The sequence below is a fragment of the Sorangium sp. So ce327 genome (genome assembly GCF_051530205.1).
Classification (GTDB): domain Bacteria; phylum Myxococcota_A; class Polyangia; order Polyangiales; family Polyangiaceae; genus Sorangium; species Sorangium cellulosum_B.
On sequence record NZ_CP150330.1, the window covers coordinates 2,197,798 to 2,222,455 of the forward strand.

The following is a 24,658-nucleotide window of genomic DNA, read 5'->3' on the forward strand; positions in this document are numbered from 1 at the left end:
GACTCCTCCGGTCTCTTCAGTTGCTTTGCAGCCACGCGAGCAGCCCGACGACCAGCGCGAGCGCCGCGATGGGCAGCGCGATCCACCCGAGGACGGTCGCCCAGCCGCGGCGGAGGGAGCGGCCGCCGCGATCCTCGCACGCGAGGCAGATCGCCCAGACGCGCGCGCCGCCCTCGGTGAGCACGCAGCAGTCGCCGCACACGGGCGCGCCGCAGCGCGCGCACGGCCCCGCCGCCTCGGCGCCGCAGCGCGTGCAGCGCGCGACGGCCCCGCCGCCGCCGTCGTGGAAGATCAGGCCGCCGGACATGGGGCTGCGCCCTCCGGCGCCGGAGGCGAGCGCGTCGATGACCGCGGGCGCGCGCGATCGGGGGGCTCCTCGTGGACGGGCACGGACGTCTCCTCCGCCGCGATTCTGCAAGCTTTGCGGGCTCGAGACAACGCTGGCGACGACAGGGCGCGCTGGGCCTTTGCCAGGACGGCGCGCCGCCTGACGCTGCGCTGCGCGCGCCTGCGTGGCAGCGCCGCGAGCGCGCCCCCTGTGAGGAGTGCACCGACCGCGGCTTCCGCTATCCTTGGGCCATGATCGTCGGCGAGGAGCTGGAGCAGCTCCGGTTGCTCCTCTGGAACAGGGAGGATCACGCAATCACGGAGGAGGAGGCGCTCGCGCTGTACGAGGCGAACCGACAATGGGTCGATCGCGCCTCGATGAGCGAGCGCGAGCGGCGCTTCTTCGACGATCTCGTCGCGCGGTACGGCCGAGGCGTATTCAATGGCTGAGCGCGACGAGCACCGGCGGATCCTCGACCTGCTCACGTCGCTGGATGCAGCCTTGCTAAGGCAGTCCGAGTGCTGGTTTGCGGGCGGGACGGCGATATCGCTCCGCTGCGACGAATTCCGCATCTCGCGTGACGTCGATTTCCTCTGTGCCTCCCGCGAGGGGTACAGACAGCTGCGGCAACGCGTCTACGAGGCCGGCGTTCGCGGGCTCTTCGTCGCCGACATGGCGGTCCGACGCGAGCTGCGCGCCGATCGCTACGGTATTCGGGTCGTGCTCGACGTGGGCGGCGCGCCGCTCAAGCTCGAGATCGTCAGCGAAGGCAGGATCGAGCTTGCTGGGGTCGAGGACCCGGCGCTGCCGGTGGCACGCCTCGCCGACGAAGATCTCGTCGCCGAGAAGCTCCTCGCCAACGAAGACCGTTTTCTCGACGATGCCGCACTGGCACGCGATGTCATCGATCTCATCTTGCTCGAGCATGTGCTCGGCGGGCTGCCGCAGGCCGCCTGGGATAAGGCGCGCGAGGCCTACGGGCCTTCGGTCGAGGACGCGTGGCGCCGCGCGCTGCGGCGGTTGTGCGATCAGCCTGCGTGGCGTGCGCGAGCGCTCGAGGCGCTGTGCGTGACGCCCGAGGCGAGGGCCGTGGTCGAGGCGAGGGTCGAACGGGAACGATGACACGCGCGAGCGGCCGAGGCGGCTCGCGCGCTTATCGCTCGCGGCAGCCCTCCTCAGCGCAGGCCGGGGAGGGGCAGGCCCGGGAGCGAGTTGCCGATCGCCGTGACGAGCTGCTCGTGCGTGATCGTCCCCGCCAGGCGGAACGGCACATCCACGTTGAGCGTCTCTCCGCCGATCGCGACGGTGCCGCTCACCTGGTACGGGATACCGCGGCTCTGCGCCGCCAGCGCCGCGATGCTCGTGAGGTCCTGCCACTTCACCGAGATCGGCGCCTCGATCCGGGTCCACTTCTTCGCGGGTAGCTCGAGCGGCGTGAGCGCGGTGACCGTGCCGACGTCGTACTTGCCGTCGAGCAGCACGCTCGCCTTCATCGAGCGCGTCGAGAGATCGATGCTGTTCGGGTTGTACGCCTGGATCTGGACCCGCAGATCGATGCCCTGAACGGTGACGGCGGTCACCGTCGCGAGCTCGGGCTTGAGCGTCGGCGGCTCGGGGCGCGAGCACGCGACAAGGGCGACGGCGGCGGCGAGGAGAGGCGATCGCACGGCGGGAGATGTGGCGCGGATCTCCATGGAGCTCAACGGAAATCGGGCGCGCCACCGGGCCTCGTCCGCGGCGCGCCGATCGATCGCTCGACGGCCCCCGCGCGCGCCAGCGCTTCCGCCCCCGCAGGAACCCTTTCGATCTGCTATGCCGGGCACATGGGCATCCTCCCGCTCGCCGAACGCCTCGCCAAGAAGGCGCTGAACAGGTCCGGGGTGCAGAGCCGCTGGGTCGACACGTCGGTCTGCCGGCTGCACCTCTACGATGCTCCGGGCACGGGCCCGCTCCCGACGGTGGTCCTGCTCCACGGCATCGGCTCCTCGGCGCTCCCGTACGCGCCGGTGTTGCAGCGACTCCGGGGGCGCGCCCGCCGCGTCATCGCCGCGGAGTCGCCGGGGCACGGGTGGAGCGCGGCGCCGGCGTCGGCGTTCACGCCGGAGTGCCTCGCCACCGCCATGCACGAGCTGCTCGACCGCGAGCTCGACGAGCCGGCGATCGTCGTCGGAAACTCCCTCGGCGGCGCGGTCGCGGTGAGCTACGCGCTGAGCTCGCCGGACCGCGTGCGCGCGCTGGTGCTCGCGTCGCCGGCCGGCGCCGGCATGCAGCAGGCCGAGCTCGCCGAGCTGCTCGCCGTGTTCAACCTGCGGTCGCGGGCCGACGCCCACGCGTTCTTCGCGCGCCTCTACCACCGCGTCCCGTGGTTCACCCCGCTGATCGCCGGCGACGTCGTGCGGACGTTCTCGCGCGAGACCATCCTCTCCTTCAGGCGCTCGGCCCGGTGCGACCACGCGTTCACGCCCGAGCAGCTGGCCGCGCTCTCGATGCCGATCCTGCTGATCTGGGGCCGCTCGGACCGCCTGATGCCGAGCGCCAACCTCGAGTACTACCGGCGACACCTCCCTCCGCACGCGGAGATCGAGGAGCCCGAGGGCATCGGGCACTGCCCGCAGGTCGACGACCCGCGCCGCTTCGCCGAGCGGATCGCCGCGTTCGCGTGGGCGGCGCGCTCGACGGCGTCGCCGGGCGCGGCGCCGTCGCCCTCGAGCGCGGCGCCGTCGCCCTCGAGCGCGGCGCCGTCGCCATCGAGCGCGGCGCCGGCGGCGTAGGGGGCGGCGCCGGCGGCGTAGGCGCCGGGAGAGGCGCCGGCGTCAGGCGTCCTCGGGCAGCGCGCCGTGCCGCTTGAGCAGGGCGCGGGTCAGGGTGCGGCGCAGCGGCATGATGCGCTCGCCGTCGCTGCCTGCGCCGAGGAGCACGGTCGCGAAGAAGTAGGTGTCTGCCCCGCGCTCGACGTAGCCGACCAGCCAGCCGGTGCTCGATCGCTCGTCCATCTCCATCCCGGTCTTGCCGCGCAGCGTGTAGGCCGGCGTCTGCTCCAGCACGAGGAGCCGCTTCACGATGTCCACGCTCCGCGCGGAGCAGGGCAGCGCGCCGGCGTGGAGCCGCCGCAGGAAATCGATCTGCTCGTGCGGGGAGATGCGGAGCCCCCCGGTCAGCCAGAACTGGTCGATGCCCCCCGAGATGTCGCGGTTGCCGTAGCCGAGCGCGTCGAGGTGCGCCTGCATGCGCTCGGGCCCGATCCGGCGCGCGACCTCCTGGTAGAACCAGACCACCGAGTGCTTCATCGCCGACGCGAGATCGTGATCGCGGTTCCAGTCGGGCACGCGGCGCTGCACCCCGTCCCACCGCAGCGTGAAGCGCTCGTCCGGGATGACCCCGGTCTCCAGGCCGATGATCGTGTTCGGGATCTTGAAGGTCGAGGCGGGCACGTACCGCGACGCCGCGCGGTCGGGGTTCACGACGCGGGTGACGCCCCGCGCGGCGTCGAACAGGACGAACGCGCCGTCCACGCCCTCCGCGCGGAGGAGCGCCGCCCCGCCCTCGTCGATCTCGGTCCGCGCCGCGGCCGGCGCGCTCGCGGCCGGCGCGCTCGCGGCCGGCGCGCTCGCGGCCGGCGCGCTCGCGGCCGGCGGGGCCGCCCCGCCGCTCACCGCCGGGGGAGCTGAAGGCGGCGGCGGCGCCGTGGCGCAGGCGCTCGCTGTCGTGACGATCGCGAGGAGCGCGCCGGAGAGCAGGGGACGCGCCGAGGCGAGGGCGCGGCGCGAGAGGTACCCGGGGAGCGGAGAAAGCATGGCGCCCTCAACGCGGCCGGGGGCCGCGCGCATTCCCGCGCCATCGCCGCGGTCGTCACCGCCGTCGCCGCCGCTCATTCCCGCGCCGCCTCCGCGGTCGTCGCTGCCATCGCTGCCGCGGTCGCCGCCGGCGCCGTCCGCTCGCCCTCCGCGAAGTCGACGTCGATCCCGACGATCTTCATGAGCCGCAGCGCGTTCGCGCTCGTCACCACGCCGGGCTTCAGCTTGTAGTCGAAGGTCATCCTGTCCTCGACCACGAGCTCCTCGAAGTGCATGTTGCGCACCCGCCCCGCGGTCTCCTGCTCCAGCACGGAGAGCCCCATGTCGTGGGACGACACCGCGCCGATGGCCCCCCGCGCGACGAGGTGCCGCACGACCGCCCTCGCCCCGATCTGGCGCTCCCGCGCGTTCGTGCCGTGGAGGATCTCGTCGAGCAGGAACAGCACCCGCTCGCCGCCGTTCGCGCCGTCGACGACGCGCTTCAGGCGGGTCAGCTCGGCGTAGAAGTGCGAGACGCCGTGCTCGAGCGAGTCCTTGATCCGCATGCTCGTCCGCACGCGGACCGGCGAGAGCGCCAGCGACGACGCGCAGACCGGCGCGCCCGCGAGGGCGAGGGCGGCGTTCACCCCGACGGCGCGCAGCAGCGTGCTCTTGCCCGACATGTTGGACCCCGTCACGAGCAGCGCGGCGCCCGCGCCCTCCAGCGAGACGTCGTTCGTCACCCGCCGAACGCGCGGGAGGAGCGGGTGGCCGAGCCCCGACGCCGTGAAGCGCGGCTCGCCGTCCTTCACGTCGGGGTACGCGTAGTCGGGGTTCTCGTGCGCGAACGTCGCGAGGCTCGCGAGCGCCTCCATGTGCCCGAGCGTCCGCATCCACGCCTTCACGTGCCGGCCCGCGCGCAGCTTCCACCGCTCCAGCGCGAGCGCGCACCACACGTCCCAGAGCAGGAAGAGGTTGGCGACGATGTGGACGAGCCCGCTGTGGCGCAGGTCCGAGTAGCCGACCCGGCTCTCGAGCGCCGTCATCTCCCGTGAGGCGAGCACGCCCGAGGGCCCCGCGAGCTCGGCCTTGAGCTCGCCGAGCAGCGCCGACGAGAACGCCTGCTCCTCGACGCGGGCGAGGATCGGCCGGTACCGGGCGAACGGCGCCTCGCGCGACGAGGCCGCGGCGACGATCGGCTCGACCGCGGGCCGCAGCAGGACCAGCACGAGGATCTGGGCGGCCAGCGGCAGGAGGTAGGCGTGGCGGAGCAGCCCGAGCTGCTCCGCGGGGATGAGCCGCGGCGCCGCGAGCAGCGCCAGCGTCAGCGGCACGAGCACCTTCGCCGCGGTCAGGAGCGCGCTCACCGGCAGGCCGCCCGCGCGGGCCTCCGGGCCGAGCAGCGCCGGCGGCGCCTCGGCCCACGCGATGAGCGGGCCGGCCTCGCGCCCGCGCGCCCCCGCCTGCATGCCCACCACCGCGAGATCTTCCCGGAACGCCCCGAGGCCGGCGAGCTCGCGCACCGCCTCCTGCCGCGCCGCCACGGCGGGCGCCGGGGCGGGCTCCGCGAGGAAGGCCGCGAGCGTGGCCTCGCCCTCGCCCGTCTGCGCCAGGTTGAGCAGCTGGAACAGCGACGCCTGCCCGAACACGTCGAGATCGCCCGCGTAATCGTGGTCCGGCGCGGCGAACCGATCGCCACGCTCCGGGAAATCGGCGAAATCGCCGGCGACCCGCCGCTTGCCGCGCACGTAGAGGCCGATGCGCTGCTCGAGCTCCGTCATCCGGGTGACGAGGCGCGCGTGCGCGACGAGCAGCCCGAGGAACACCGCGGTGACCGCCCCGGCGGCGTACGTGACCCACCGCGGCACGTCGCCGAAGAGCGCGTACCCCCCGGCCACGGCCGCCGCCAGGAACGAGACCCCGCGTAGCAGCGAGAAGGTCTTCGAGCGGCGATCGAGCGCGCCGGCCTCGGCGCGCAGGACCGAGAGGCGATCTTCGTAGGCGGACAGGACGCGCTGCGCGACGGCGTTGGGGGGCGGCTCCACGGGGCCCTCTCCATAGGCCACCGCCGGCCGTGCATCCAGCCGGAGGGGGGTCCTCCCACGAAGGACACGAAAGCTTTGAAGCGTCCTGGCTGGCTGCTCGTACAATGCCGCCCATGGACCAGAACCTGCTGGAGCGCCTCAAGGCGTACACCGTCGTCGTCGCGGACACCGGCGACATCAACTCGATCGAGAAATTCCGCCCCCAGGACGCGACGACGAACCCGTCGCTCATCACGGCGGCGGCCCAGATGCCCGAGTACGCCGACATCGTGAGCGGCGCGCTCGCCTGGGGCCAGAAGGAGGCGGGCCGGGGCAAGGGGCCGGACGACGTCGTGGGCCTCGCGTTCGAGCGGCTCGCCGTCGACTTCGGCCTGCGCATCCTGAAGATCATCCCCGGCCGCGTCTCGACCGAGGTCGACGCGCGCCTCTCCTTCGACACCCAGGCGACCATCGAGAAGGGCCGGAGCATCGTGCGCCTCTACGAGGAGGCCGGCGTCTCGCGCAAGCGCGTCCTCATCAAGATCGCCTCGACGTGGGAGGGCATCCGCGCGGCGGAGGTCCTCGAGAAGGAGGGCATCCACTGCAACCTCACGCTGCTCTTCGGGCTGCACCAGGCGATCGCGTGCGCCGAGGCGGGCGTGACGCTCATCTCGCCGTTCGTCGGGCGCATCCTCGACTGGTACCTGAAGGACACCGGCCGCACGAGCTACGCGCCGGCCGAGGACCCCGGCGTCGTCTCGGTCACGAAGATCTACAACTACTACAAGAAGCACGGCTACAAGACCGAGGTGATGGGCGCGAGCTTCCGCAACATCGACGAGATCAAGGAGCTCGCCGGCTGCGACCTCCTGACGATCTCGCCGAAGCTGCTCTCGGAGCTCGCCTCCGCGCGCGGCGACCTGCCGAGGAGGCTCGACCCCGACGCGGCGCGCGCCCTGCAGATCGCGAAGATCCCGATGGATGAGGCGGCGTTCCGCGCGATGCACGCCGCCGACCGGATGGCGAGCGACAAGCTGAGCGAGGGCATCGACGGCTTCGCGAAGGCGCTCGCCTCGCTCGAGGTCCTGCTCCGCGAGCGCCTCGAGCAGGGGGCCGCCTCCTAGCGCTGACGACGCGCGACGCGCGATCGCGGCGCGCGGCGGAGCTCCGGGGAGCGGGCCCGGGCGCCGCGCGCGCTGGGGCACCTATGCGGCGACCCCGCGCCGCGTAGGTGCCCCAGCGCGCGCCTGCGTGCGCCTGCGTTGAGGAACGGAGGCGCGGGAAGAAGGCGGAGGGCCGGCTTGCATGTGAGCCTCCCCGTCCTCTAGGATTCGTCAAAACTGGACGAATTTCGGACAGCATTCGATCGCCCGCGCCGCGCGTGGTCGACTGCGGTTCTCCGGGAGGCTCCTCATGAGCCGCCCTTTTCGCGATGGCATCGAGGAGGCGACGTTGAAGCTCACGTCACAGGAGTACTGGGAGAACCACTGGAAGGGCTACGTCGGCACCGACGATCTTGGTGGCGGCTGCGAGATCTACGACGACGTCGCTCCGTTCCTGCCGCGCGGGGAGGGGTTGTCGTTCTTCGAGATCGGCTGCGCACCAGGCCGCATCCTTGTCGACTTCTGTGGGCGCCTGGGGTTCACGGCGTATGGCCTGGATTACGCCTGCGACCCGGAGGTCGTCGAGCAGGAGATCCGGAAGCGCGGCATCAAGGTCGGCAAGATCGAGAAGGGGGATTTCTTCAGCTGGAAGCCCCAGCAGAAGTTCGATATCGTCGCTTCCTTCGGGTTCATCGAGCACTTCGATGACGCCGGGGCGGTGATGGATCGGCACTTCGAGCTGGTGAAGCCGGGGGGCACCGTGGTCGTGGGCATGCCGAACTTCGCCGGCGGGCAGAAGGCGCTCCACTGGCTGTTCGATCGCAAGAACCTGAAGGGCCACAACACCCGCATCATGAACCTGCCGTTCCTGGAGGCCGCCGCCCGCCGCAACGGCGCCGAGATCGTCCAGGCCCGCTACACGGGCGGCCATTTCGATTTCTGGCTGGACGACGAGGCGCCGCTCGTGGCGCGGCGTGTCGTCTGGAAGGTCGTCCCGCCCCTCAAGGCGATCGCGCGCCGGGTGGTCCCCGGCGAGACGAACCCCTGGTTCTCGCCCTTCCTGTTCGCCATCTACCGGGCGCCCCTGCTGCCCGCAGGGACAGCCGACGCTTGATCCTCTCCCCGATGAGCGAACCGAGCCAGAACGTCGCCACCCCGCCGGCTGTCCGCGACGCAGACGCCGATCACCGCTTCCGCGAGAGCGCGCGGCGCCACGGCTGGGATCCCGACGATCCGTGGGTCGGGGGGTATGCCACGCTGGAGTGGCGCCGCAGCCGCCACGCCTACGACGACCTCTTCACGTCGGTCCGCGGCAAGAAGGTGCTCGAGTTCGGCTGCCACTTCGGCGGGACGTCGATCGTGCTCGCGACCCTGGGCGCCGAGGTGACCGCGCTCGACGTCGACCCCATGTACGTCGAGCTGGCGCAGCTGAACGTCGAGCGCCACGGGCTGTCGGACCGGATCCGCGTTCATCACGTCCCCGACACGACCGCGATGCCGTTCGCCGACAGGGAGTTCGAGCTCGTCTCCTGCAACAGCGTGCTCGAGTACGTCCCGCCTGAGCGCCTGCCGGCCGTCCAGCGCGAGATCGATCGGGTGCTCGGGCCGTGGGGGTTCATCGTCATCCTGGGCACGAGCAACCGCCTCTGGCCGGTCGAGTGCCACAGCCGCCGTATCCTGATGAACTACGTGCCTCGGCTGCTGCGCCCGCTGTTCCCGGGCAGGTCGATCTACAGCGTATTTCCCTGGCAGCTCCGGCGCGGGTTCGGCGATTATGTCGACATATCGCAGCAGGATCGCGGCCGGCTGATCGTCGACCTGAAGGCCAAGATGGGGCTGTCCGGGCCGCGGCTCATGGCCCTGTCGGCGGCGAACCGGCTGCTCGGCCCGCTCGGGATGCACGTGGGCTGCGTGTCCCCGACGATCACGATGGTTCTTCAGAAGCGCGGTGAGGGAGGAGCTGGCGATGTCTGACGGGAGGACGCGGGTATACATCACCGTGGACGTGGAGTGCGCCGAGGAGCGCATCCTGGGCGATGCCAAGTCTCCCGCGATGGGCTACGACCTCCGGATCTGGGGCCGCTTCGTCAACCAGCGCGATCCCCTCGGCATCGAGCTCATCATGCGCGAGCTCGAGGCGTACGGCCAGCGCGGGACGTTCTTCGTCGAGGCCATCGGCTCGTACAGCTTCGGGATGGACGGGCTGACGAGCGTGTGCCAGGCGCTCCACAGCCGCGGCCACGACGTGCAGCTGCACGTGCACCCCGTGCAGCGGCGCGCGGACTGGCACACCCGGGGCGAGCCCCGCGTCTCCGACGACATCGCCGACTACCCGGTCGAGGAGCAGACGCGGCTCCTCCTCGAGGGGCGCGACCTGCTCGTGCGCGCGGGCGTCCCGGCGAGCGAGCTGCTCGGCTACCGCGCCGGCAACTTCGGCGCGAACAACGACACCTGGCGGGCGATGAAGCGGGCGGGGCTCGTGCTGAGCAGCAACTACAACCCCTGCTACTTCAGCAAGAACTGCAAGATGCAGTATCCGGGCGCGCGGCTCGGCCTCTTCGAGACGCCCGAGCCGGGGGTGTACGAGCTGCCGGTCACGAACTTCATCGAGCCCACGAAGCGCTTCAGGCACCTTCAGATCACGGCGGTGACCCTCGACGAGATCAAGCACTGTCTCCTCCGCTACCGCGCCCTCGGGGTGAAGGAGGTCACGCTGGTGACCCACTCGTTCGAGTTCTATTTCCTCGACTCGGCGGAGGCGCGCCGCGGCTTCCCGAACCGGCTCAACGTCGAGCGGCTCCGCGGGCTCTGCCGCTTCCTCGACGAGAACTCGAAGGACTTCGAGGTCGACACCGTGGGCGCCCTCGCGCGCCGGCTCTCGGACGCGGCGTCTTCCACGCACGGTTCCACGCACGGGGCGCGCGGCGTCGATGAGGGCGCGCCGCCCTCGCTGCAGTTCCCCCACTCCAACGCGATCCACCACGCCCGCCGCGTCGTCGAGCAGGCGTACAAGCGCGTGGCGCAGCGGTTCACGTTCGGCTGACCGGGGCGGCCAGGGGCGGCCGGGCTCCTGCGCGGTGCTAAGTAGCGCGTATGCGGCTCATCGGACAGATCCACGTTTCGCTCAAGGGCAGCATCATCCAGCGCAACCCCACCGTCTGGGAGAAGCTGAAGCGCAGCTTCGGCGCCACGGTGGATCTCGACACCGATCGCGTGCGCGTCGAGCTCGAGGCCACCGCCGTGGTCGATCAGGTGCGGGGGGCGCTCGTCCAGCTCGGGGTCACGAACGCCCTCTCGCTCGTGATCGACGACACGGTCATCTTCCAGGACACGGACGGGAAGCCGGACGATCTTCCCGACCTCGTGCTCGCGCTGTCCGAGCATTCCGCCGTGTTCGGGCGCGGGTTCAGCGAGCTCAGGTTCGCCGCCGAGCACGAGGAGGCGGGGCTGCACCTGGTCATCGAGACGCGGGCGCGCACCGAGCACGCCGACGACGAGCCGGCGGGGCTCGTCTCCATCGGCGGGCGCCTGCGGGATCTCGAGCCGCGAGCCGGCGAGTCCGCGGAGGACTACCGCCGCCGCGTCGAGCCCCTGGCGAAGGATCCGGCGCTGTTCGAGGCGGCGCGGCTGCAGTTCGAGTCCTTCGTCGGGCGGGTCGAGGGCGCCCTCAAGGCCACGATGCCGGAGGCGCGCGTGGAGCATCACCACGCCGACGCGCGCGTCGTGCACGCGCCAGCGGGCGACGGCGCGGGCGCCGAGCGGCCTCCCGTGAGCCCCACGCACCCCGGCTATGACCCGTTCGTCGTCTATTACCCACCCAGCCCGCTGGGGATGATGCTGGACGTGATGCTCATCTCCTCGTTCATGCACATGCTCACGCCGCCACACGTCCTCTTCGTGAACCCGGCGGGCACGATGCTCGGCACAGCGCAGGAGGCCGCCGAGAATCCTGACCTCTTGAGCGGCGCGGATCGCGGCGGCGACGACCTCTCGGCGGGCGACGAGGGGGACGGGGCGGATGACGGCGATCCGTGGGGTGATGACGGCGGCGGGGTCGATGACGGCGGCGGGGTCGATGACGGCGGCGGGTTCGACGGCGATTTCGGCGATTGAGCCGCTCGCGCCGGGCCGCGGCGAGGCGCCGCGGCAGGGCCTCGCGCGTCTGTCGCGCGCAGGTTCCGGCGCGCAGCACGCGAGCGCGCCCGCGACGCGCTGACCTCGCGGCCGAGCGGGCTCGTCCGGCCATGGACGACGACTGGCGATCATGGTACGTCGCGCTACGGCCGTGACCGGCGCTGGCATGAGCATCTATCGCGCCGGCGTGCTGATGGTCGCGCGCGCCGAACCCTGGACTGGAGAGCGCGATGAACAAGAGCGAGGCGGCGCTTCGGAAGCAGCCGCAGGTGGCGGGCGGTGGAGATCCGGAGATCGCCAGAGAGGTCCGTACCATCATTGCAGAGCGATGTGGGATGAGCGTCGACGCCGTGACTCCCGACCTGTCGCTCGAGAGCGGCCTCGGCGTGGATTCACTGGCGCTCATCGAGGTCAACGTCGCGCTCGAGGAGCGATTCCAGATCGTGGCGCCCGATTTCGCGGCGCCCGATCAGGCGCAGATCAGCACGGTCGGCGACGTCATCGCCTTCGTCGAGGCGCAGCTCGCGGCGCGGGGCGGCCGGGGAGGGGCGCCTTGACCGCCCCGCGCACGCGTGCCGAGCGCGAGGCCGCCGTCCGGACGCCCGAGGAGCAGCGGGAGCACGAGCGGCGGGAGGTCGCCGCGCATTACCAGAACGACCCGGAGATATTCTCCATGGTCCTCGACAGCCGCCTGGCCTACGCGACGGGCATCTTCCTCGATCCCGCCGAGAGCCTCGAGACGGCGCAAGAGCGGAAGTACGACTGGGTCCGCCGCGAGCTCGACATCCACCCCGGAGAGCGCGTCCTCGACGTGGGGTGCGGCTGGGGCTCGAACCTCATCTATCTCGCCGAGCGCACCGGCGGGAGCTTCCAGGGCGTCACGCTGAGCGACAAGCAGCGGCAGGAGGCGCTCCGCCGCGCCGACCGGGCGGGCGTCGCCTCGCGGGTCCGCATCGACCTCGCTCATATCGAGGACATCGACCTCGCGCCCGAGTCGCTCGACGCCGTGCTCTTCGTGGGCAGCATCGTGCACATGCACAACCGCGAGCGGATCCACCAGAAGATCGCCGCCGCGCTGCGCCCGGGCGGCAGGCTGCTCATCTCCGACTGCTATTTCCCGGCGCGCGCCCGCGGGGACCGGGAGAGCTCTGCGACGCAGTACATCTTCGTCGAGGCGCTCGGCTATTGCCGCCTGATCTCGCTGGCCGAGGAGCTCGGGATGATCGAGCAGGCCGGCCTCGATGTCCGGCGCGTCGAGGATCTCACGAGCTCGTACGTGCACACGGTCGCCCGGTGGATCGACAACGTGCGCGCGAACCGCGCCCGGATCGACGCCCGCGCGCCCGGCTTCTCGCGGCTGCTCCAGACGTACATGACCGTGGGCCGGCTCTCCTTCGCGCGCCGCACCGCGCTCGAGTACATGATCGTGGCGACGAAGGGCGGCGGCCGCGAGCGCCTCGGCGTCGCGCCCTCGCCCGAGCCGGGGCGCGCGCCGTGAGCGCCGTGAGCCGAGGACTCTCTGCGCGGACGGTCGCGGGCCTGCTCAGGGCGCGGGCCGAGGCGACGCCGGATCGATTCGGGTTCTATCACAAGCAGCAGGGCGAGTTCGTCGGGTGGTCGTGGGCGGAGTACTGGCGCCGCGCGTGCGCGGCGGCGTCGGGCCTGCTCGCGGCGGGGGTGCGCCCGGGTGATCGCGTGCTCCTGCTCGTGACGGACGTGGAGGTGGCGGTGCCGTGCCTCTTCGGCGTCTGGGTGCTCGGCGCGGTGCCGATCCAGGTCGGGGTGCCCTACCGGCTCACGGACGTGGCGGCGTTCCTCGGCGAGCTCCGGCGGACGGCCGACCGCGTCGGCGCGCGCGCGCTCGTCGTCTCGTCCGCGCTGCTCGGCTTCGCGCAGGGTGAAGAGGGGGCGGACGGCCTCCTCCAGCTCGCCGCCGAGCCGCTGCTCGACGCGCCCCTCGCGGGTTCGCTGCCCGATCCGGAGCGCGCGCCCGGGCCCGCGCTCATCCAGCTCACGAGCGGCAGCACCGGGCACCCGCGCGGCGTGGTGATCCCGCACGAGCGGCTGATGCTGCACCTCGACGCGATGAGCCAGCGGCTCCCGGTGCGCGGCGAGGGCGCGGGGGGTGTCTCGTGGCTGCCTCTCCACCATGACATGGGCCTCGTCGGCGGGCTGCTCTTCCCGCTCTTCAACGATTTCCCCGTTCACATGCTCTCGCCGCTCGAGTTCCGGACGCGGCCGTTCTCGTGGCTCGCGGAGATGTCGAGCATCCGGGGCGTCATCTCGCTCGGGCCGCCGAGCGCCTATGCCATCTGCATCGGCCTCGCCCGCCGCGCCGCCGAGGCGGGCCTCGATCTCGGCGCGTGGCGGTGCGCGATGATCGGCGCCGAGCCGATCTCCCCCGCCTTGCTCCGCCGCTTCGCCGAGGCGTTCGCGCCCTGCGGCTTCCGCGTCGAGGCGTTCTTCCCTGTTTACGGGCTGGCCGAAGCGACGGTCGCCGTGACCTTCCCCGACCTCTACGCCGAGCCGCGCGCCCTCACGGTGGATCGCGGCCTCTTGGAGCGCGAGGGCCGCGTCGAGGAGGCCGCGCCTGGCCCCCTCTCGCTGGAGCTCACCGGCGTCGGCAGGCCGATCCCGCACACGGAGATCCGGATCGTGGACGCCCAGCGCAGCCCCGTCCCGGAGCGCACGGTGGGGGAGATCGAGGTGCGCTCGGAGACGGTGATGGAGGGCTATTTCAACGAGCCCGAGGCGACCGCCGAGGCGCTCGTGGGCGGGTGGCTGCGCACGGGCGATCTCGGGTTCATCGACCGCGGGACGCTGTTCGTCACCGGCCGGAAGAAGGAGGTGATCATCAAGGGTGGTCACACGATGATCCCCGCCGTGATCGAGGAGATCGCCTCCCGGGTCGACGGGATCCGGGCCGGGTGCGTCGTCGCGGTCGGGCTGTTCGTCGAGGAGCGCCAGACCGAGTCGGTCTACGTGGTGGCCGAGACGCGCGCCGAGGCGTCCGAGCAAGCCGGCCTCGTGGAGCGCGTGCGGGAGGCGCTGCGGGCGAACGGCGTCACGGTGGACCAGGTTGTCCTGGTTCCGCCGGGCGAGCTGCCCAAGACGACGAGCGGCAAGCTGCGACGCCGGGAGGTCGCCGAGCGGCTGCGCGCGGGTGCGCTCCGCTGAAGAGCGCTCCGGCCCCTTCTCCCCATCATCCGTCACCAACGTGAGTGTGAACGTGAACGTAAACGTTCGGATGTAGGAGGACGCGGCGGGGAACGGCCGATTTCGCGGGCGCTGCAGGGCGGTGCGCGATAGATCCCGGAATCGCTCTCCGGAGCACAACCGAACGGGACCGTCCATGTTGAGCAGCCTGCGAGACCACGAGTCCACCTGTCCCTCCCCGCTTTCGCCCGAGGCGCGCGCGTGGGAGCTGGAGCAGCTCCGGGCGCTCGGCCTCGAGGATGACGACTGGTGCTCGGACGACCAATGCCCCTTCTGTGCCGGGCGGCCCCTGTCCGTGGAGAGCAAACGAGCGAACGGGTGAGCGGCGCCCTCGGTCGGGGCCGGGTCACCGGCGCGAGCGGCCGGTGACCCGCGCGGGGATCACTCTGCGATCTTCCCCTTCACCCACCTGCCCGACTCGGTGAGGTCGTTGTCGTTCCAGTTGCCCATCTGGTTTGCGTTGGGCCTGAGCGCGGAGCACGCCTCGGCCTTGTCGCCAAGCGACCAGTTGGCCCAGCTGATGTTGTGCGCGTCCAGGAAGTCGAGCCAGGTCTGCGACTCGCCGAGGTTGAGCTGGCCGTTGCCGTCGGCGGAGCAGGTCCCCCACTCGGTCACGAAGAGCGCCAGCTTCTTGTTGATGGCCTTCTGGGCCTTGTCGCGCAGCGACGCCTTGTGCGTGTTGGCATAGAAGTGGAGGGTGTACGCCACGTTCTGATCGCTGAGGGGATTGTCCGCGGCGATGTCGACGTCCTGCGACCAGTTCGGCGAGCCGACGATGACCAGGTTGTTCGCGCCCTGGCCGCGGATCTCGGAGATCACCGCCTCGGCGTAGGACTTCACCGCGGGCCAGGTGTTCGTGTTGAGGGGCTCGTTGAACACCTCGAAGATGACGTTGGGCGTGTTCTTGTAGGCCTGCGCCACCTCGCGGAAGTAGTTCTTCGCCAGGTCCAGGTGCTGGTGCGCGTTGTGATCGTGCCAGTCGAGGATGACGTAGATGCCCTTCGCGATCGCCGCGTCGGCGATGGTCTTCGCCTTGGCCTTCTGGGCGCCCGCGTCCTGGAGGTACCCGTCTTCGCCCTCGATGCCCATGGCGGCGCGGACGACGGTCGACTCCCAGTTGTCCGCGAGCGAATTGACGACATTGCCGTTGTAGTAGTTGCTCCACTGGCTCCAGAACAGGCTCATGCCTTTGAGCTGGACCGGGGACCCGTGCTCGCCGACGATGTTGCCGTTCATGACCCGCAGCCGGCCATGACGCTCGACCGGCGTGCCGTCCGTGGGGATCCCCCCGGTGCTCGCGCTCGTCGTGGACGAGGCCGATGTCGTCGCGCTCGCGGAGCTCGTCGAGGCGCTCGAGGTCGTCGCGCTCGCGGAGGTCGTCGAGGCGCTCGAGGTCGTCGCGGAGGTCGTCGAGGCGCTCGAGGTCGTCGCGCTCGCGGAGGGCGCCCCGCCGCCGCCCGAGCCGCCCGCGCCGCCCGCGCCGCCCGCGCCGTCCTCCGTCCCCGCGTCACCGCAGCCGATCAGCACGGTGGCTTGCAGCGCAACCACCGCAAGGCCGAATGACCACTTCGACCTGCCAAGCACACCGCGAAGCAAAACAGTTTTCATCATGTCCTCCAAGAGAAGTATCCGGATGGCGCGGCATTAAAAGGGCAGTTCAGCGCCATGGCAAGCCCTCTGCGTGCCTCTGATCAAGGGATAAAATCCACGCTGTTTGTATGGCAAAATACAGTGTTGGTGCGCGCAGGTGACAGCTGCGGCCGGTGGTCTCCAGCGAGACCGTGAGGCGAAGCCTTCACGGGCGCCGATCTGAGGGAGCTGTGGTGTGCAGGCAACGCAGTCAACAGAAAATTCGCAAAAAATATGCCAGTTGGCGGAGCCCGTGATGCGGACCCTGCTGCGCTGCGTCTCTGGTCTGGGCGCGAGGGCTGTCCCGCGCCGGTCCACGCAGGCTACAGTGCTCCCCTTGGTGGTCGGGTGACCACCCTGGGCAACCGCCTATCCATGCCCAGGGCATCAATATCGCTCAGGAAATTGCGAGCGAGCGCCCCCGGGATGTCAAGCGTCGAGCGCCGCGCCCGGTTCGTCTCGCCGCGCCGTCGAGGCGCTCGTCACGTCGGCACCGGCACTGGCGGCGGCTGGTCGTCCGGCGCGATGCAGGCGGACAGGTCGAACAGCATGAAGAGCAGCGCCTTCTCCTGGGCGGTCAGCTCATGCATCGCCCCGTTGCGGTCTTCACAGCCGCTCGGGAACGGCGCCCCGGCGACGTCGCTCGCCGCAACGTGGATGTCCGTGTACACGAACCTGCCGCACTGCTCTTCTTCCGGCGCGCCGATGGGCGTGTTGAACGTGAAGTATTTGACCCCCGCGGGCGCGTCGAAATCGGTGTTGGCCTCGTTGTAGAGCCACCGCGTCGCGATCTCCTCGTTCACCGAGTCGACCCAGTGCTGCGGATCGTCGATCTCGATCTGCCCGGGCACGGTCGACGCGCCCACGTTGGCGAGCCAGTCCCGGAGCGCCAGGCCCTTCGGGAACGTGGTGTCGACGAGCACGGGGAGCCCGTCGTCGGGATCGCTCTCCTCGTCCCATTCCGCCGTCTCCGGGAACCGCTCCGGCCCGAGCCGGATCCAGGTGTTGTGCCAGTGCGACGCGAACACGCGGCCTCCCGCGGAGGCGTAGTCGAACATCGCTCGCAGCGCGGCCTCCGGCTTGTCGTCCCTGAACTCGGAGCCTTCGCACGACAGGATCACCATGTCGTACCGACGCAGGTCGTCGAGAGAGCCCCAGAACTCCCGCGCGAGGGAGAAGGGGGCGCCGTCGTTCAGGCCGTCTCGATACCTGCTCGTCGCGCTGTCGCCCTCGATGGCGCGCCCGGCGAACAGGTTCACCCGCCCGTCGCCCGCCTCCGGCGTGAACTCCGACGCGTCGATTCCCATCTTGTACAGCAGGCACTCCAGCACGTCCGAGCCGCCGGTCGTCAGCGCGATCTTCGGGAGGTGGCCCTCTGCCCTGCTGCGCGGCAGGCGGACCGTCGTGTCCACGGTCGGGTTGTCGACGCACCCCTCGACCTTCGGCAGCGTGATCTGGCGCCGCCATTTGCCGAGCTGGACGACCAGCGGGATATCCACCCCGACGGGCACGTTCTCCAGCACGAAGCGCCCGTTCGTGTCCGTCAGCGCGGTCGCGATCGGATCGCCGGAGAGCGTCACATTGCACCGATCGCAGCTCGCCCCGTCGGTGATGGGCTCAAGCTCCCTGTTCGGGACGTACACCGTGACGTTGTACAGCGGGAGTTTGCCCGCGGGCTCGTACACGGTGCCGCTCACGGTGGTCGTGCCGCCGCCTGGACAGGCGATCTGCTGGCACTCGAGCCCTTCGCACCCGCCGCTCGTGACCCCCGACCCGCCGCTCCCCGCCAGGAAGGGGATTCCCCCGGAGCCGCCACCCCCCGCGCTCTGGTCGGCTCCGCCGCCGGACGTGGCGCCGATCGTCCCGCCGGAATCGCCGCAGGAGCATCCGCCAGCGACAGCCGGCGCCATGGCCGCCGCGGCCAGGAGCCATCGGGCGCTGCCGTGCACTATCCCCATTTGATCCTCCAGGCGCAGAGAGGCGAGTGTGCCCTGCTCCGCCCATTCCCAGAGTAATCGAACCGCGGGGATACGGGAAGGGACAACCCTGCAAGGATGCGAGCCAGAACACGCTCTTGCGTGTGTTGACGGAAGCTTTCCTCTCCGTCTGCGCCGCCGGGGGCGGCGCGGGGCAGTCGGTGTCATTCGCTCGGTTTCGCTCGGTTTCGCTCTGCCTCGCTAGGTTTCCGTGCGATCGAGCGGACCGTGAGGAGATAGGCGACAGCGGCGCCAACCTTCGTTCCGCGTACCACCGCGCCCCGCGCCCGAGACCGCGAGACCGCGAGACCGCGAGACCGCGCCTGCGCGGCCGTGTTCCGTCATGGCGAGGTGCCCCTCGGCAGAGTAGGATGCGGCGCTTTGCAATCGGTCCTACCTGCACCCGCTCTCCCTCGCCCTCGTTTGCTGGAGATCACCTGGCCCATCTTCAGCGAGAACCTGCTGCACATGCTCGTCGGCGTGTTCGGCGTATGGCTGGTCAGCCGCCTGTCGGACGAGGCCGCCGCCGCGTACGGGCTGTCCAACCAGATCATGTTGACCTTCATGATCACCTTTCGCTTCGTCAGCGTCGGCGCGAGCGTGGTGGTCACCCAGTATCTCGGCGCGCGGGACCGCGCCGGGGCGGAGCATGTCGCGCGGGCGTCGCTCGCGGCCAATCTCTGGCTCGGCGTCTTCAGCTTCGTCGTCATCGCGATCGGCGCGAGGCCGCTGCTCGAGCTGATGCGCCTGCCGCCTTCCCTGTTCCCGATCGCGGAGCCTTATCTGATCGCCGTCGGCGTGATGCTGGCGTTCGACGCGGTGAATTTCTCGATGGGCTCGGTGCTGCGCGCGCACACCTACACCCGCGACACGCTGCGCCTCATCGTCGTCATGTACGTCGTGCAGCTCGCGCTCAGCCTGCCGCTCATGTTCGGTGTCGCCGGGGCTCCGGGGCTCGGCATGATGGGGCTCGCGGTCGCCGCGGTGGTCGGGCGCGCTCTCTCGTTCTGGATGCACCGGCAGCTGTGGATCTCGCGCCTCGGCATCCGCCCGACGTTCGAGGATTTCTGGCGCATTCGCCCCGACCGCCTCCGCGAGATGCTGCACATCGGCCTGCCGGGGGCGGGCGAGAACGTGGTCTATCGCATCAGCTTCATGATCATCCTCGCGATGGTCGCCAACATGGGGCAGACGGCGCTCACCACCCATACGTACACGATGCAGATCATGCACTTCCTGCTGCTGTTCGGCATGGCGATCGGCTTCGGGACCGAGATCGTCGTCGGACACCACATCGGCGCCGGCGATCTTCAGGGCGCCGATCGCCTGGTGCGCAGCGGCCTGGCGATCGGGTTCTGTGTGTGCGTGAGCCTGGTGGTCGCCACCGCGCTGCTCGGCCCCCACCTGCTCGGCCTCTTCTCGCGCGATCCCGAGGTGATCGCCACCGGTTCCCGGCTGCTCTGGCTGACCCTCCTCGTCGAGCCGGGCCGCACGCTCAACCTGGTCGTCATCAACGGGCTCCGCGCCACCGGCGACGCCCGCTTCCCTGTCGGGTTCGGCGTCTTCTCGATGTTCGCCGTGGCCGTCGGGCTGTCCTGGCTGCTCGGCGTCCACCTCGGCTGGGGGCTCGCCGGCGTCTGGGTCGCCTACGCCGCCGACGAGTGGGTCCGCGGGCTGGTCATGGCCGCGCGCTGGCATTTCCAGGGCTGGGTGCCCCACGCGCGGCGCACCTTCCGCCGGGTGCGGCTGAGCAGCCGCCCCGCGTGAGCGCTCGCGCTTGCGCTCGCCGAACAACCGCCCCGAGCAAGGGTGAGGCGCCGCCCGGCGGAAGCCGGCCGGGGAGGCCGGGCGCCGCTCATCCCGCGGGCGCGCCCACCTTCTCGGTGACGGCCATGCACAGCGCGGCCACGCCGCGCCGCGGGACGGTCACGAGCTTCTCGCGGAAGCTGGCGCGCTGATCGGTGTAGAGCTTCGACACCTTGTGGGAGAGGATCGTCGAGCTCCAGACCGCGACCACGTCCGCCCAGCGGAGATCGGCGTCGGCCTTCGCCGCATTGCGGTGACCCTCTCCGTCCACGATGCGGATCTCGACCTCGCCCGCGAGCAGCTGCCGCAGGTCCTCGGACGTGCCTGGCCCGCCGCCGACCACGAGCAGCCTCCGCAGCCCGCGCGCGTGGAACGCGCCGATCATCGCGAGCGCTGCCCGCTTGTTCGCCGAGCTGCCGCACAGGTCGCAGACGGCATCGGCGCCGACCTCGACCACGCGGAGCCCGGCCTTCGGCGGCAGCTTCGCGCACTCGGCGCAGCGGCGCTCGACCCGCTCCTCCGCCGGCGCCGACGGCGGGGAGCGACCGAGCGCCTGCTGCGCCCGGCCCGCGAGCTCCGCCGGGAGGAAGTCCGCGGGGTGGCGGAGCTCCGTCGCTGGCGCATGCTCCGCGAGCCAGAGGAGCAGATCGGTTTCTGAAATATTCAGAGATTTTGCGAGGTTGCGCACACGGACGGATCGCGCCATTGCGACGCGACTGTGACATGTGCAGCACCGCTGCGCCCTTTTCTATCGCAGGGTGGCGGCTTCGGGCTGGCCCCGATGTGACCCGGCATGCCCGGCTCGCTCAGTCGAGGGCGGCGGCGCGGCGCAGCCCGTGGCGCTGGAGGAGGCGGTGGAGGTACATCCGGTCGAGCCCTGCTTTGCGCGCGGCGCGGCTCACGTTGCCGTTCGACCACGCCAGCAGGGCGGCGAGGTAGCGCCGCTCGAACTGGTCGATGATCGCGTCCTTCGCCTCCTTGAAGGGCATCTCGATGTTCGCGGCGGGCTCCTCGGGCGCGGCGCCCGGCGGCGCGGCGCCCGGCGGCGCGGGGCTGCGCTCGGGCGGCGCCGCCCCCATGGCGGCGCCCTCGCCGAGCACGACGCGGCGCTCGACGTAGTTCCTCAGCTCTCGCACGTTGCCGGGCCAGTCGTAACGCTTCATGTCCTCGATGACCTCGGGGGAGAAGAGGTGCACCTTGTCGACGGCGCCGAGCTCGTTCAGGAAGCAGTGGACGAGGAGGCCGATGTCCTCCTTGCGCTCCCGCAGCGGCGGGACGCGCACGGTGAGCACCGAGAGGCGGTAATAGAGGTCCTCGCGGAACCTGCCGCTGTTCACCTCGCGCTCCAGGCGCCGGTTCGTGGCGGCGATCACCCGGATATCGACCTTGCGCACCCGGCTCTCGCCGAGCCTGCGCACCTCGCGCGAGGCGAGGGCGCGGAGGAGCTTCGGCTGCATCTCCAGCGGCAGCTCGCCGATCTCGTCGAGGAAGACGGTGCCGCCGTCGGCCTCCTCGAAGGCGCCGGCGCGGTCGCGCGTGGCGCCCGTGAAGGAGCCGCGCACGTGGCCGAACAGCTCGCTCTCGATGAGGCTCGGCGAGATGGCACCGCAGTCGACGATGACGAGCGGCTTGTCGGCGCGGGCGCCGCGCTGGACGAGCTCGGTGGCGATGACCTCCTTGCCCGTGCCGTTCTCGCCCTCGATCAGCACGTCGGGCGCGCTCTTCGCCACGCGATCGAGGACGGGGAAGAGGCGCCGCATGGGGACCGACACGCCCTGGAGCGCCCCGAAGCTGACCGCGCGCGCGAGCTCGGTCTCGGCGACGGCGTCGGCGTCGCGGATGCGCACGACCGACTCGCCGAGCTCGATGCGGCACTCCGGCAGGATGGCGTCGGCGTCCCGCACGCGGACGCCGGCGATGGTCGTCCCGTTGAGCGAGCCGACGTCCGTCAGCCGGAACGTGGACTTCACGCGCTCGAGGATGCAGTGGAAGCGGGAGACGGCGCGGTCGGCGAGCACCAGGTCGTTGCTCGGGTGGGAGCCGATGCGGATGAAATCGCCGTCGAGCACCATGACCCGGCTCGCGGGCTTGCCCGCCTCGCGCTCGACGCACAGCTCGATCCGGGGCACCGCGAGCACCTCGCCCTTCGCCATGCGGGGCTCCGTGGAGGCCGCGAGGCTCGGCGGGCCGGGGTCGTCGGGCGTGGCGGGGGGGCGCGGCATGCGCGCCATCTTACGCGTGGGCCTGTGCTCGTCCAGAGGCGGCCCTGCCGGCGGCTCAGGGCGAGAGATCGCCGCCCGCCGGCTTGAGCCACACGACGGTGGCCCCCCACCCGCCGCGGGAGGCCGGGGCGTCGCGGAAGCCGTCCACGGCCGGGTGGCGCGAGAGGACGGCCCGGACGACGCGGCGCTGCACGCCCTTGCCGCGGCCGTGGATGACGCGCACCTCGCGGAACCCGCGCAGCTGCGCCTCGTGCAGGTACTCCTCGACCACGGAGGCGACGTCGCGCGGGGCGAACGTGTGCAGATCGATCGCGTCCTCGATCGGCATGACCACGACGTCGTCGCCGCCGGGCGGCTCGGGCGCTCCGTCGGGGGGCCCGGCCCCGGGCGCGTCGAGCCCCGCGAGATCGGGGGGCGCGGGCGCGCGGGGCGAGAGCGCGCGGTCGAGCCATTCGCGGAGCCGGCGGAGCATCCGCGCGGTGTAGCCGAGCCGGCGGCGCCCGCCACCGCGCGCGGCCCCGTTCAGCGCGCCGGCGCTCTTATGGCATCTGTGGTCGGGTGTTGCGTCGTCCGAGCAGCCGTTGATGGAAAAGCCCGCCGTGAGGAACGCAAGCCCCAAAGCCGCATGTGCAAAGTGTGAGAGTGCGGCGGCGGGACGCTGGCTGGCTCGGATTGACTCGCACGCACCGGGCTGCCATCGTCTCACGCGGGAACGCCGCTGCCCGCTCGATACGTGGCCGAAGGCGGCGCTGGTCATCGCGGCGACGCTCCCGTCTTGCAAGAGCACGTCGCTCCGCGGAAGCCATCGTGTCCGGCTGCCTCGAACCGCTCTGCGCGCACCGGAGCGCCCCTGCGCTATGCTGCGCCGGCCCGTGCCGCCGCTGAACCCACGCTCCGACCGCAAGCGCGTCCTCGCGTTGCTCAAACGCCATGGGTGGAACGCGACCTCGTTCCAGACGCTGGAGTCCGACTTTCGGTATTGGTTCCATGACGACGACGCCTGCGTGGCCTATGTCGACACCGGCGGCGCGTGGGTTGCCGCCGGCGCGCCGATCGCGGCGGCCGAGCGGTTGGCCGAGGTCGCGCAGGCGTTCGTGGAGGCGGCCGCGACGGCGGGGCGGCGGGCGTGCCTCTTCGGCGCGGAGGCGCGGTTCTCCGAGCGGGTCCCGTGGAGCTCGATGCTCATCGGGGAGCAGCCGGTGTGGGATCCATCGCGCTGGGGCGATGTCCTCCGGTCGAGCCGGAGGCTGCGCGAGCAGCTCCGGCGCGCGCGCGCGAAGGGCGTGGTCGCGCGCGCGGTGAGCCCCGGCGAGCTCGAGGACGCCGGGAGCCCGCTGCGGCGTGAGGTGGAGCGTCTCATGGCGCGCTGGGCCTCCTCGCGGCCGATGGCGCCCATGGGCTTTCTCGTGCAGCTCGAGCCGTTCTCGTTCGCCCGCGAGCGGCGCTACGTCGTGGCGGAGGCCGGGCGCGCCGTGGTCGGCTTCCTCGCGGCGGTGCCGGTGTACGCGCGGTGCGGCCTCTTCCTGGAGGACCTGCTGCGCGACCCGTCCGCGCCGAACGGCACCACGGAGCTGCTCGTGGATCAGGCGATGCGCACCGCCGCGGCGGAGGAGGAGTGCCTCTATGTCACGCTCGGCCTCGCGCCGCTCGCCGGGCCTGTGCGGCGTGGGCTGCGCGCGGCGCAGCGGCTCGGGGCTCGCCTCTACGACTTCCAGGGTCTTTATGCGTTCAAGGCGAAGCTGCGGCCCGACGGCTGGGTCCCGATCTACTTGGTGTACCCGCCCGGCGGCCGCGGGCTCGTGGCCATCTATGACACGCTCGCGGCGTTCGCGCGCGGGGGGCTCCTGCGCTTCGGGCTCGCGACGCTGCTGCGCGGGCCGGCCGTGGTGTTCGAGGTGCTCGGCTGGCTGATCATCCCGTGGACCGCGCTGCTCGCGCTCGCGCCCGCGGCGCGCTGGTCCCCGTCACCCGCCGTGAAATGGGGGTGGGTGGTGTTCGACGTGTGCCTCGCGCCGGCCATGCTGCGGCTGAGCGGCGGCACGGACAGACGCTCTCGCTGGTGCTGGCTGCGCTGGTGACCTACGACGCGGCGTTGACGCTGGCGCAAGCGTTGTTGTTCAACCTGCCGCGGGCGCGGGGGGCGTTCGAACTCGCGGTCGTGGGGGTGGCGGTCGCGGCGCCGGCGGTCGCTGCAGTGCTGTTGTGGAGCGCACGGATGCACAGGCCGGAGCGGCTCGTCCGGGCGGCGCGTCGGGAGGAGCTGGCGAGAGGAGCCGCGGCGCCGAGCCAGGCGGGCGTTTCGTTCGCCGAGGGTGAAGAGCGGCGGTGAACCGGAGCGATCCGGCGTCGACATCTACTCATTCCAGATCATCCCAGAGGAAGGGCACTTCGGGAAGAAACGCGAAGCTCAGGATGAAATGATGGCAGGGGTGCGTGAGGCGCTGCAA

The 24,658-nt window shown here is 71.4% G+C and carries 25 protein-coding genes; 16 read left to right on the forward strand and 9 right to left on the reverse strand.

Going from position 1 to position 24,658, the window contains the following annotated elements:
* Window positions 1-16: 16 nt before the first annotated feature.
* Window positions 17-307, reverse strand: coding sequence for a hypothetical protein (locus WME95_RS08260; RefSeq protein ID WP_437550722.1), 291 nt, complete (start codon window positions 305-307; stop codon window positions 17-19).
* 272 nt (window positions 308-579) lie between these two features.
* Here WME95_RS08260 and WME95_RS08265 point away from each other — a divergent pair, with 272 nt between their 5' ends.
* On the forward strand, window positions 580-777 hold the full coding sequence (locus tag WME95_RS08265; RefSeq protein WP_437907871.1) for a hypothetical protein: 198 nt from the start codon (window positions 580-582) through the stop codon (window positions 775-777).
* A complete protein-coding gene (locus WME95_RS08270; protein WP_437907872.1) occupies window positions 770-1,450 on the forward strand; it encodes a nucleotidyl transferase AbiEii/AbiGii toxin family protein in 681 nt (226 codons plus the stop codon). The genes WME95_RS08265 and WME95_RS08270 overlap by 8 nt, the downstream gene beginning before the upstream one ends.
* Before the next feature lie 53 nt (window positions 1,451-1,503).
* Here the strand turns inward: WME95_RS08270 and WME95_RS08275 are convergent, their stop codons facing one another.
* Entirely contained in the window at window positions 1,504-1,995 is a 492-nt protein-coding gene (locus tag WME95_RS08275) for an LEA type 2 family protein (RefSeq protein WP_437550726.1), read from the reverse strand.
* Between the two features lie 156 nt (window positions 1,996-2,151).
* Between WME95_RS08275 and WME95_RS08280 the strand changes: the two genes are divergently transcribed.
* Window positions 2,152-3,099 carry an alpha/beta fold hydrolase gene (locus tag WME95_RS08280; protein ID WP_437907873.1) on the forward strand — a complete coding sequence of 316 codons (948 nt, stop codon included), beginning with the start codon at window positions 2,152-2,154 and terminating at the stop codon, window positions 3,097-3,099.
* 42 nt (window positions 3,100-3,141) lie between these two features.
* Here the strand turns inward: WME95_RS08280 and blaOXA are convergent, their stop codons facing one another.
* Window positions 3,142-4,122 carry a class D beta-lactamase gene (gene blaOXA / locus WME95_RS08285; protein WP_437907874.1) on the reverse strand — a complete coding sequence of 327 codons (981 nt, stop codon included), beginning with the start codon at window positions 4,120-4,122 and terminating at the stop codon, window positions 3,142-3,144.
* Window positions 4,123-4,196: 74 nt separating this feature from the next.
* On the reverse strand, window positions 4,197-6,146 hold the full coding sequence (locus WME95_RS08290) for a MutS family DNA mismatch repair protein (protein WP_437907875.1): 1,950 nt from the start codon (window positions 6,144-6,146) through the stop codon (window positions 4,197-4,199).
* A 113-nt stretch (window positions 6,147-6,259) separates the two neighbouring features.
* Between WME95_RS08290 and WME95_RS08295 the strand changes: the two genes are divergently transcribed.
* The 9 genes from WME95_RS08295 to WME95_RS08335 all read left to right on the forward strand — a co-directional run bounded on the left by WME95_RS08295 (window position 6,260) and on the right by WME95_RS08335 (window position 14,900).
* Complete coding sequence (locus WME95_RS08295) at window positions 6,260-7,249, forward strand: transaldolase (protein WP_437907876.1); 990 nt, start codon at window positions 6,260-6,262, stop codon at window positions 7,247-7,249.
* Between the two features lie 289 nt (window positions 7,250-7,538).
* Window positions 7,539-8,342 (forward strand): class I SAM-dependent methyltransferase, encoded by an 804-nt coding sequence (locus tag WME95_RS08300; RefSeq protein ID WP_437907877.1) that lies wholly within the window; start codon window positions 7,539-7,541, stop codon window positions 8,340-8,342.
* A gap of 11 nt (window positions 8,343-8,353) precedes the next feature.
* A complete protein-coding gene (locus WME95_RS08305; RefSeq protein ID WP_437907878.1) occupies window positions 8,354-9,202 on the forward strand; it encodes a methyltransferase domain-containing protein in 849 nt (282 codons plus the stop codon).
* Entirely contained in the window at window positions 9,195-10,271 is a 1,077-nt protein-coding gene (locus tag WME95_RS08310) for a polysaccharide deacetylase family protein (protein WP_437907879.1), read from the forward strand. The genes WME95_RS08305 and WME95_RS08310 overlap by 8 nt, the downstream gene beginning before the upstream one ends.
* A 50-nt stretch (window positions 10,272-10,321) precedes the next feature.
* The gene (locus WME95_RS08315) at window positions 10,322-11,341 is read left to right on the forward strand and encodes a hypothetical protein (RefSeq protein ID WP_437907880.1); all 1,020 of its coding nucleotides are present in this window, start codon (window positions 10,322-10,324) and stop codon (window positions 11,339-11,341) included.
* Between the two features lie 251 nt (window positions 11,342-11,592).
* Window positions 11,593-11,919 (forward strand): acyl carrier protein, encoded by a 327-nt coding sequence (locus WME95_RS08320; RefSeq protein WP_437907881.1) that lies wholly within the window; start codon window positions 11,593-11,595, stop codon window positions 11,917-11,919.
* Complete coding sequence (locus WME95_RS08325; RefSeq protein ID WP_437550744.1) at window positions 11,916-12,860, forward strand: SAM-dependent methyltransferase; 945 nt, start codon at window positions 11,916-11,918, stop codon at window positions 12,858-12,860. Before WME95_RS08320 ends, WME95_RS08325 begins: the two co-directional genes overlap by 4 nt.
* 5 nt (window positions 12,861-12,865) lie before the next feature.
* On the forward strand, window positions 12,866-14,539 hold the full coding sequence (locus WME95_RS08330; protein ID WP_437907882.1) for an AMP-binding protein: 1,674 nt from the start codon (window positions 12,866-12,868) through the stop codon (window positions 14,537-14,539).
* 175 nt (window positions 14,540-14,714) lie between these two features.
* Window positions 14,715-14,900, forward strand: a complete 186-nt coding sequence (locus WME95_RS08335) for a hypothetical protein (protein WP_437907883.1) — start codon at window positions 14,715-14,717, stop codon at window positions 14,898-14,900.
* A 59-nt stretch (window positions 14,901-14,959) separates the two neighbouring features.
* Here the strand turns inward: WME95_RS08335 and WME95_RS08340 are convergent, their stop codons facing one another.
* A complete protein-coding gene (locus WME95_RS08340) occupies window positions 14,960-15,814 on the reverse strand; it encodes a glycoside hydrolase family 5 protein (RefSeq protein ID WP_437907884.1) in 855 nt (284 codons plus the stop codon).
* A 31-nt stretch (window positions 15,815-15,845) separates the two neighbouring features.
* Here WME95_RS08340 and WME95_RS08345 point away from each other — a divergent pair, with 31 nt between their 5' ends.
* Entirely contained in the window at window positions 15,846-16,226 is a 381-nt protein-coding gene (locus WME95_RS08345) for a hypothetical protein (protein ID WP_437907885.1), read from the forward strand.
* A 463-nt stretch (window positions 16,227-16,689) separates the two neighbouring features.
* Here WME95_RS08345 and WME95_RS08350 read toward each other — a convergent pair whose 3' ends face one another.
* Window positions 16,690-18,165, reverse strand: a complete 1,476-nt coding sequence (locus WME95_RS08350; protein ID WP_437907886.1) for a carboxypeptidase regulatory-like domain-containing protein — start codon at window positions 18,163-18,165, stop codon at window positions 16,690-16,692.
* A gap of 399 nt (window positions 18,166-18,564) precedes the next feature.
* Here WME95_RS08350 and WME95_RS08355 point away from each other — a divergent pair, with 399 nt between their 5' ends.
* On the forward strand, window positions 18,565-19,950 hold the full coding sequence (locus WME95_RS08355; protein WP_437907887.1) for an MATE family efflux transporter: 1,386 nt from the start codon (window positions 18,565-18,567) through the stop codon (window positions 19,948-19,950).
* 88 nt (window positions 19,951-20,038) lie between these two features.
* Here the strand turns inward: WME95_RS08355 and WME95_RS08360 are convergent, their stop codons facing one another.
* The 3 genes from WME95_RS08360 to WME95_RS08370 all read right to left on the reverse strand — a co-directional run bounded on the left by WME95_RS08360 (window position 20,039) and on the right by WME95_RS08370 (window position 22,830).
* On the reverse strand, window positions 20,039-20,677 hold the full coding sequence (locus WME95_RS08360; protein ID WP_437550755.1) for a hypothetical protein: 639 nt from the start codon (window positions 20,675-20,677) through the stop codon (window positions 20,039-20,041).
* A gap of 118 nt (window positions 20,678-20,795) precedes the next feature.
* Window positions 20,796-22,211 carry a sigma 54-interacting transcriptional regulator gene (locus WME95_RS08365; RefSeq protein ID WP_437907888.1) on the reverse strand — a complete coding sequence of 472 codons (1,416 nt, stop codon included), beginning with the start codon at window positions 22,209-22,211 and terminating at the stop codon, window positions 20,796-20,798.
* Between the two features lie 55 nt (window positions 22,212-22,266).
* Window positions 22,267-22,830 (reverse strand): Smr/MutS family protein, encoded by a 564-nt coding sequence (locus tag WME95_RS08370; protein WP_437907889.1) that lies wholly within the window; start codon window positions 22,828-22,830, stop codon window positions 22,267-22,269.
* Between the two features lie 253 nt (window positions 22,831-23,083).
* On the opposite strand from WME95_RS08370, the gene WME95_RS08375 reads away from it, so the two are divergent.
* Together WME95_RS08375 and WME95_RS08380 are read left to right on the forward strand one after the other, a co-directional pair.
* On the forward strand, window positions 23,084-24,289 hold the full coding sequence (locus WME95_RS08375) for a phosphatidylglycerol lysyltransferase domain-containing protein (RefSeq protein ID WP_437907890.1): 1,206 nt from the start codon (window positions 23,084-23,086) through the stop codon (window positions 24,287-24,289).
* Window positions 24,271-24,540, forward strand: a complete 270-nt coding sequence (locus WME95_RS08380) for a hypothetical protein (RefSeq protein ID WP_437907891.1) — start codon at window positions 24,271-24,273, stop codon at window positions 24,538-24,540. Before WME95_RS08375 ends, WME95_RS08380 begins: the two co-directional genes overlap by 19 nt.
* Window positions 24,541-24,658 lie beyond the last annotated feature (118 nt).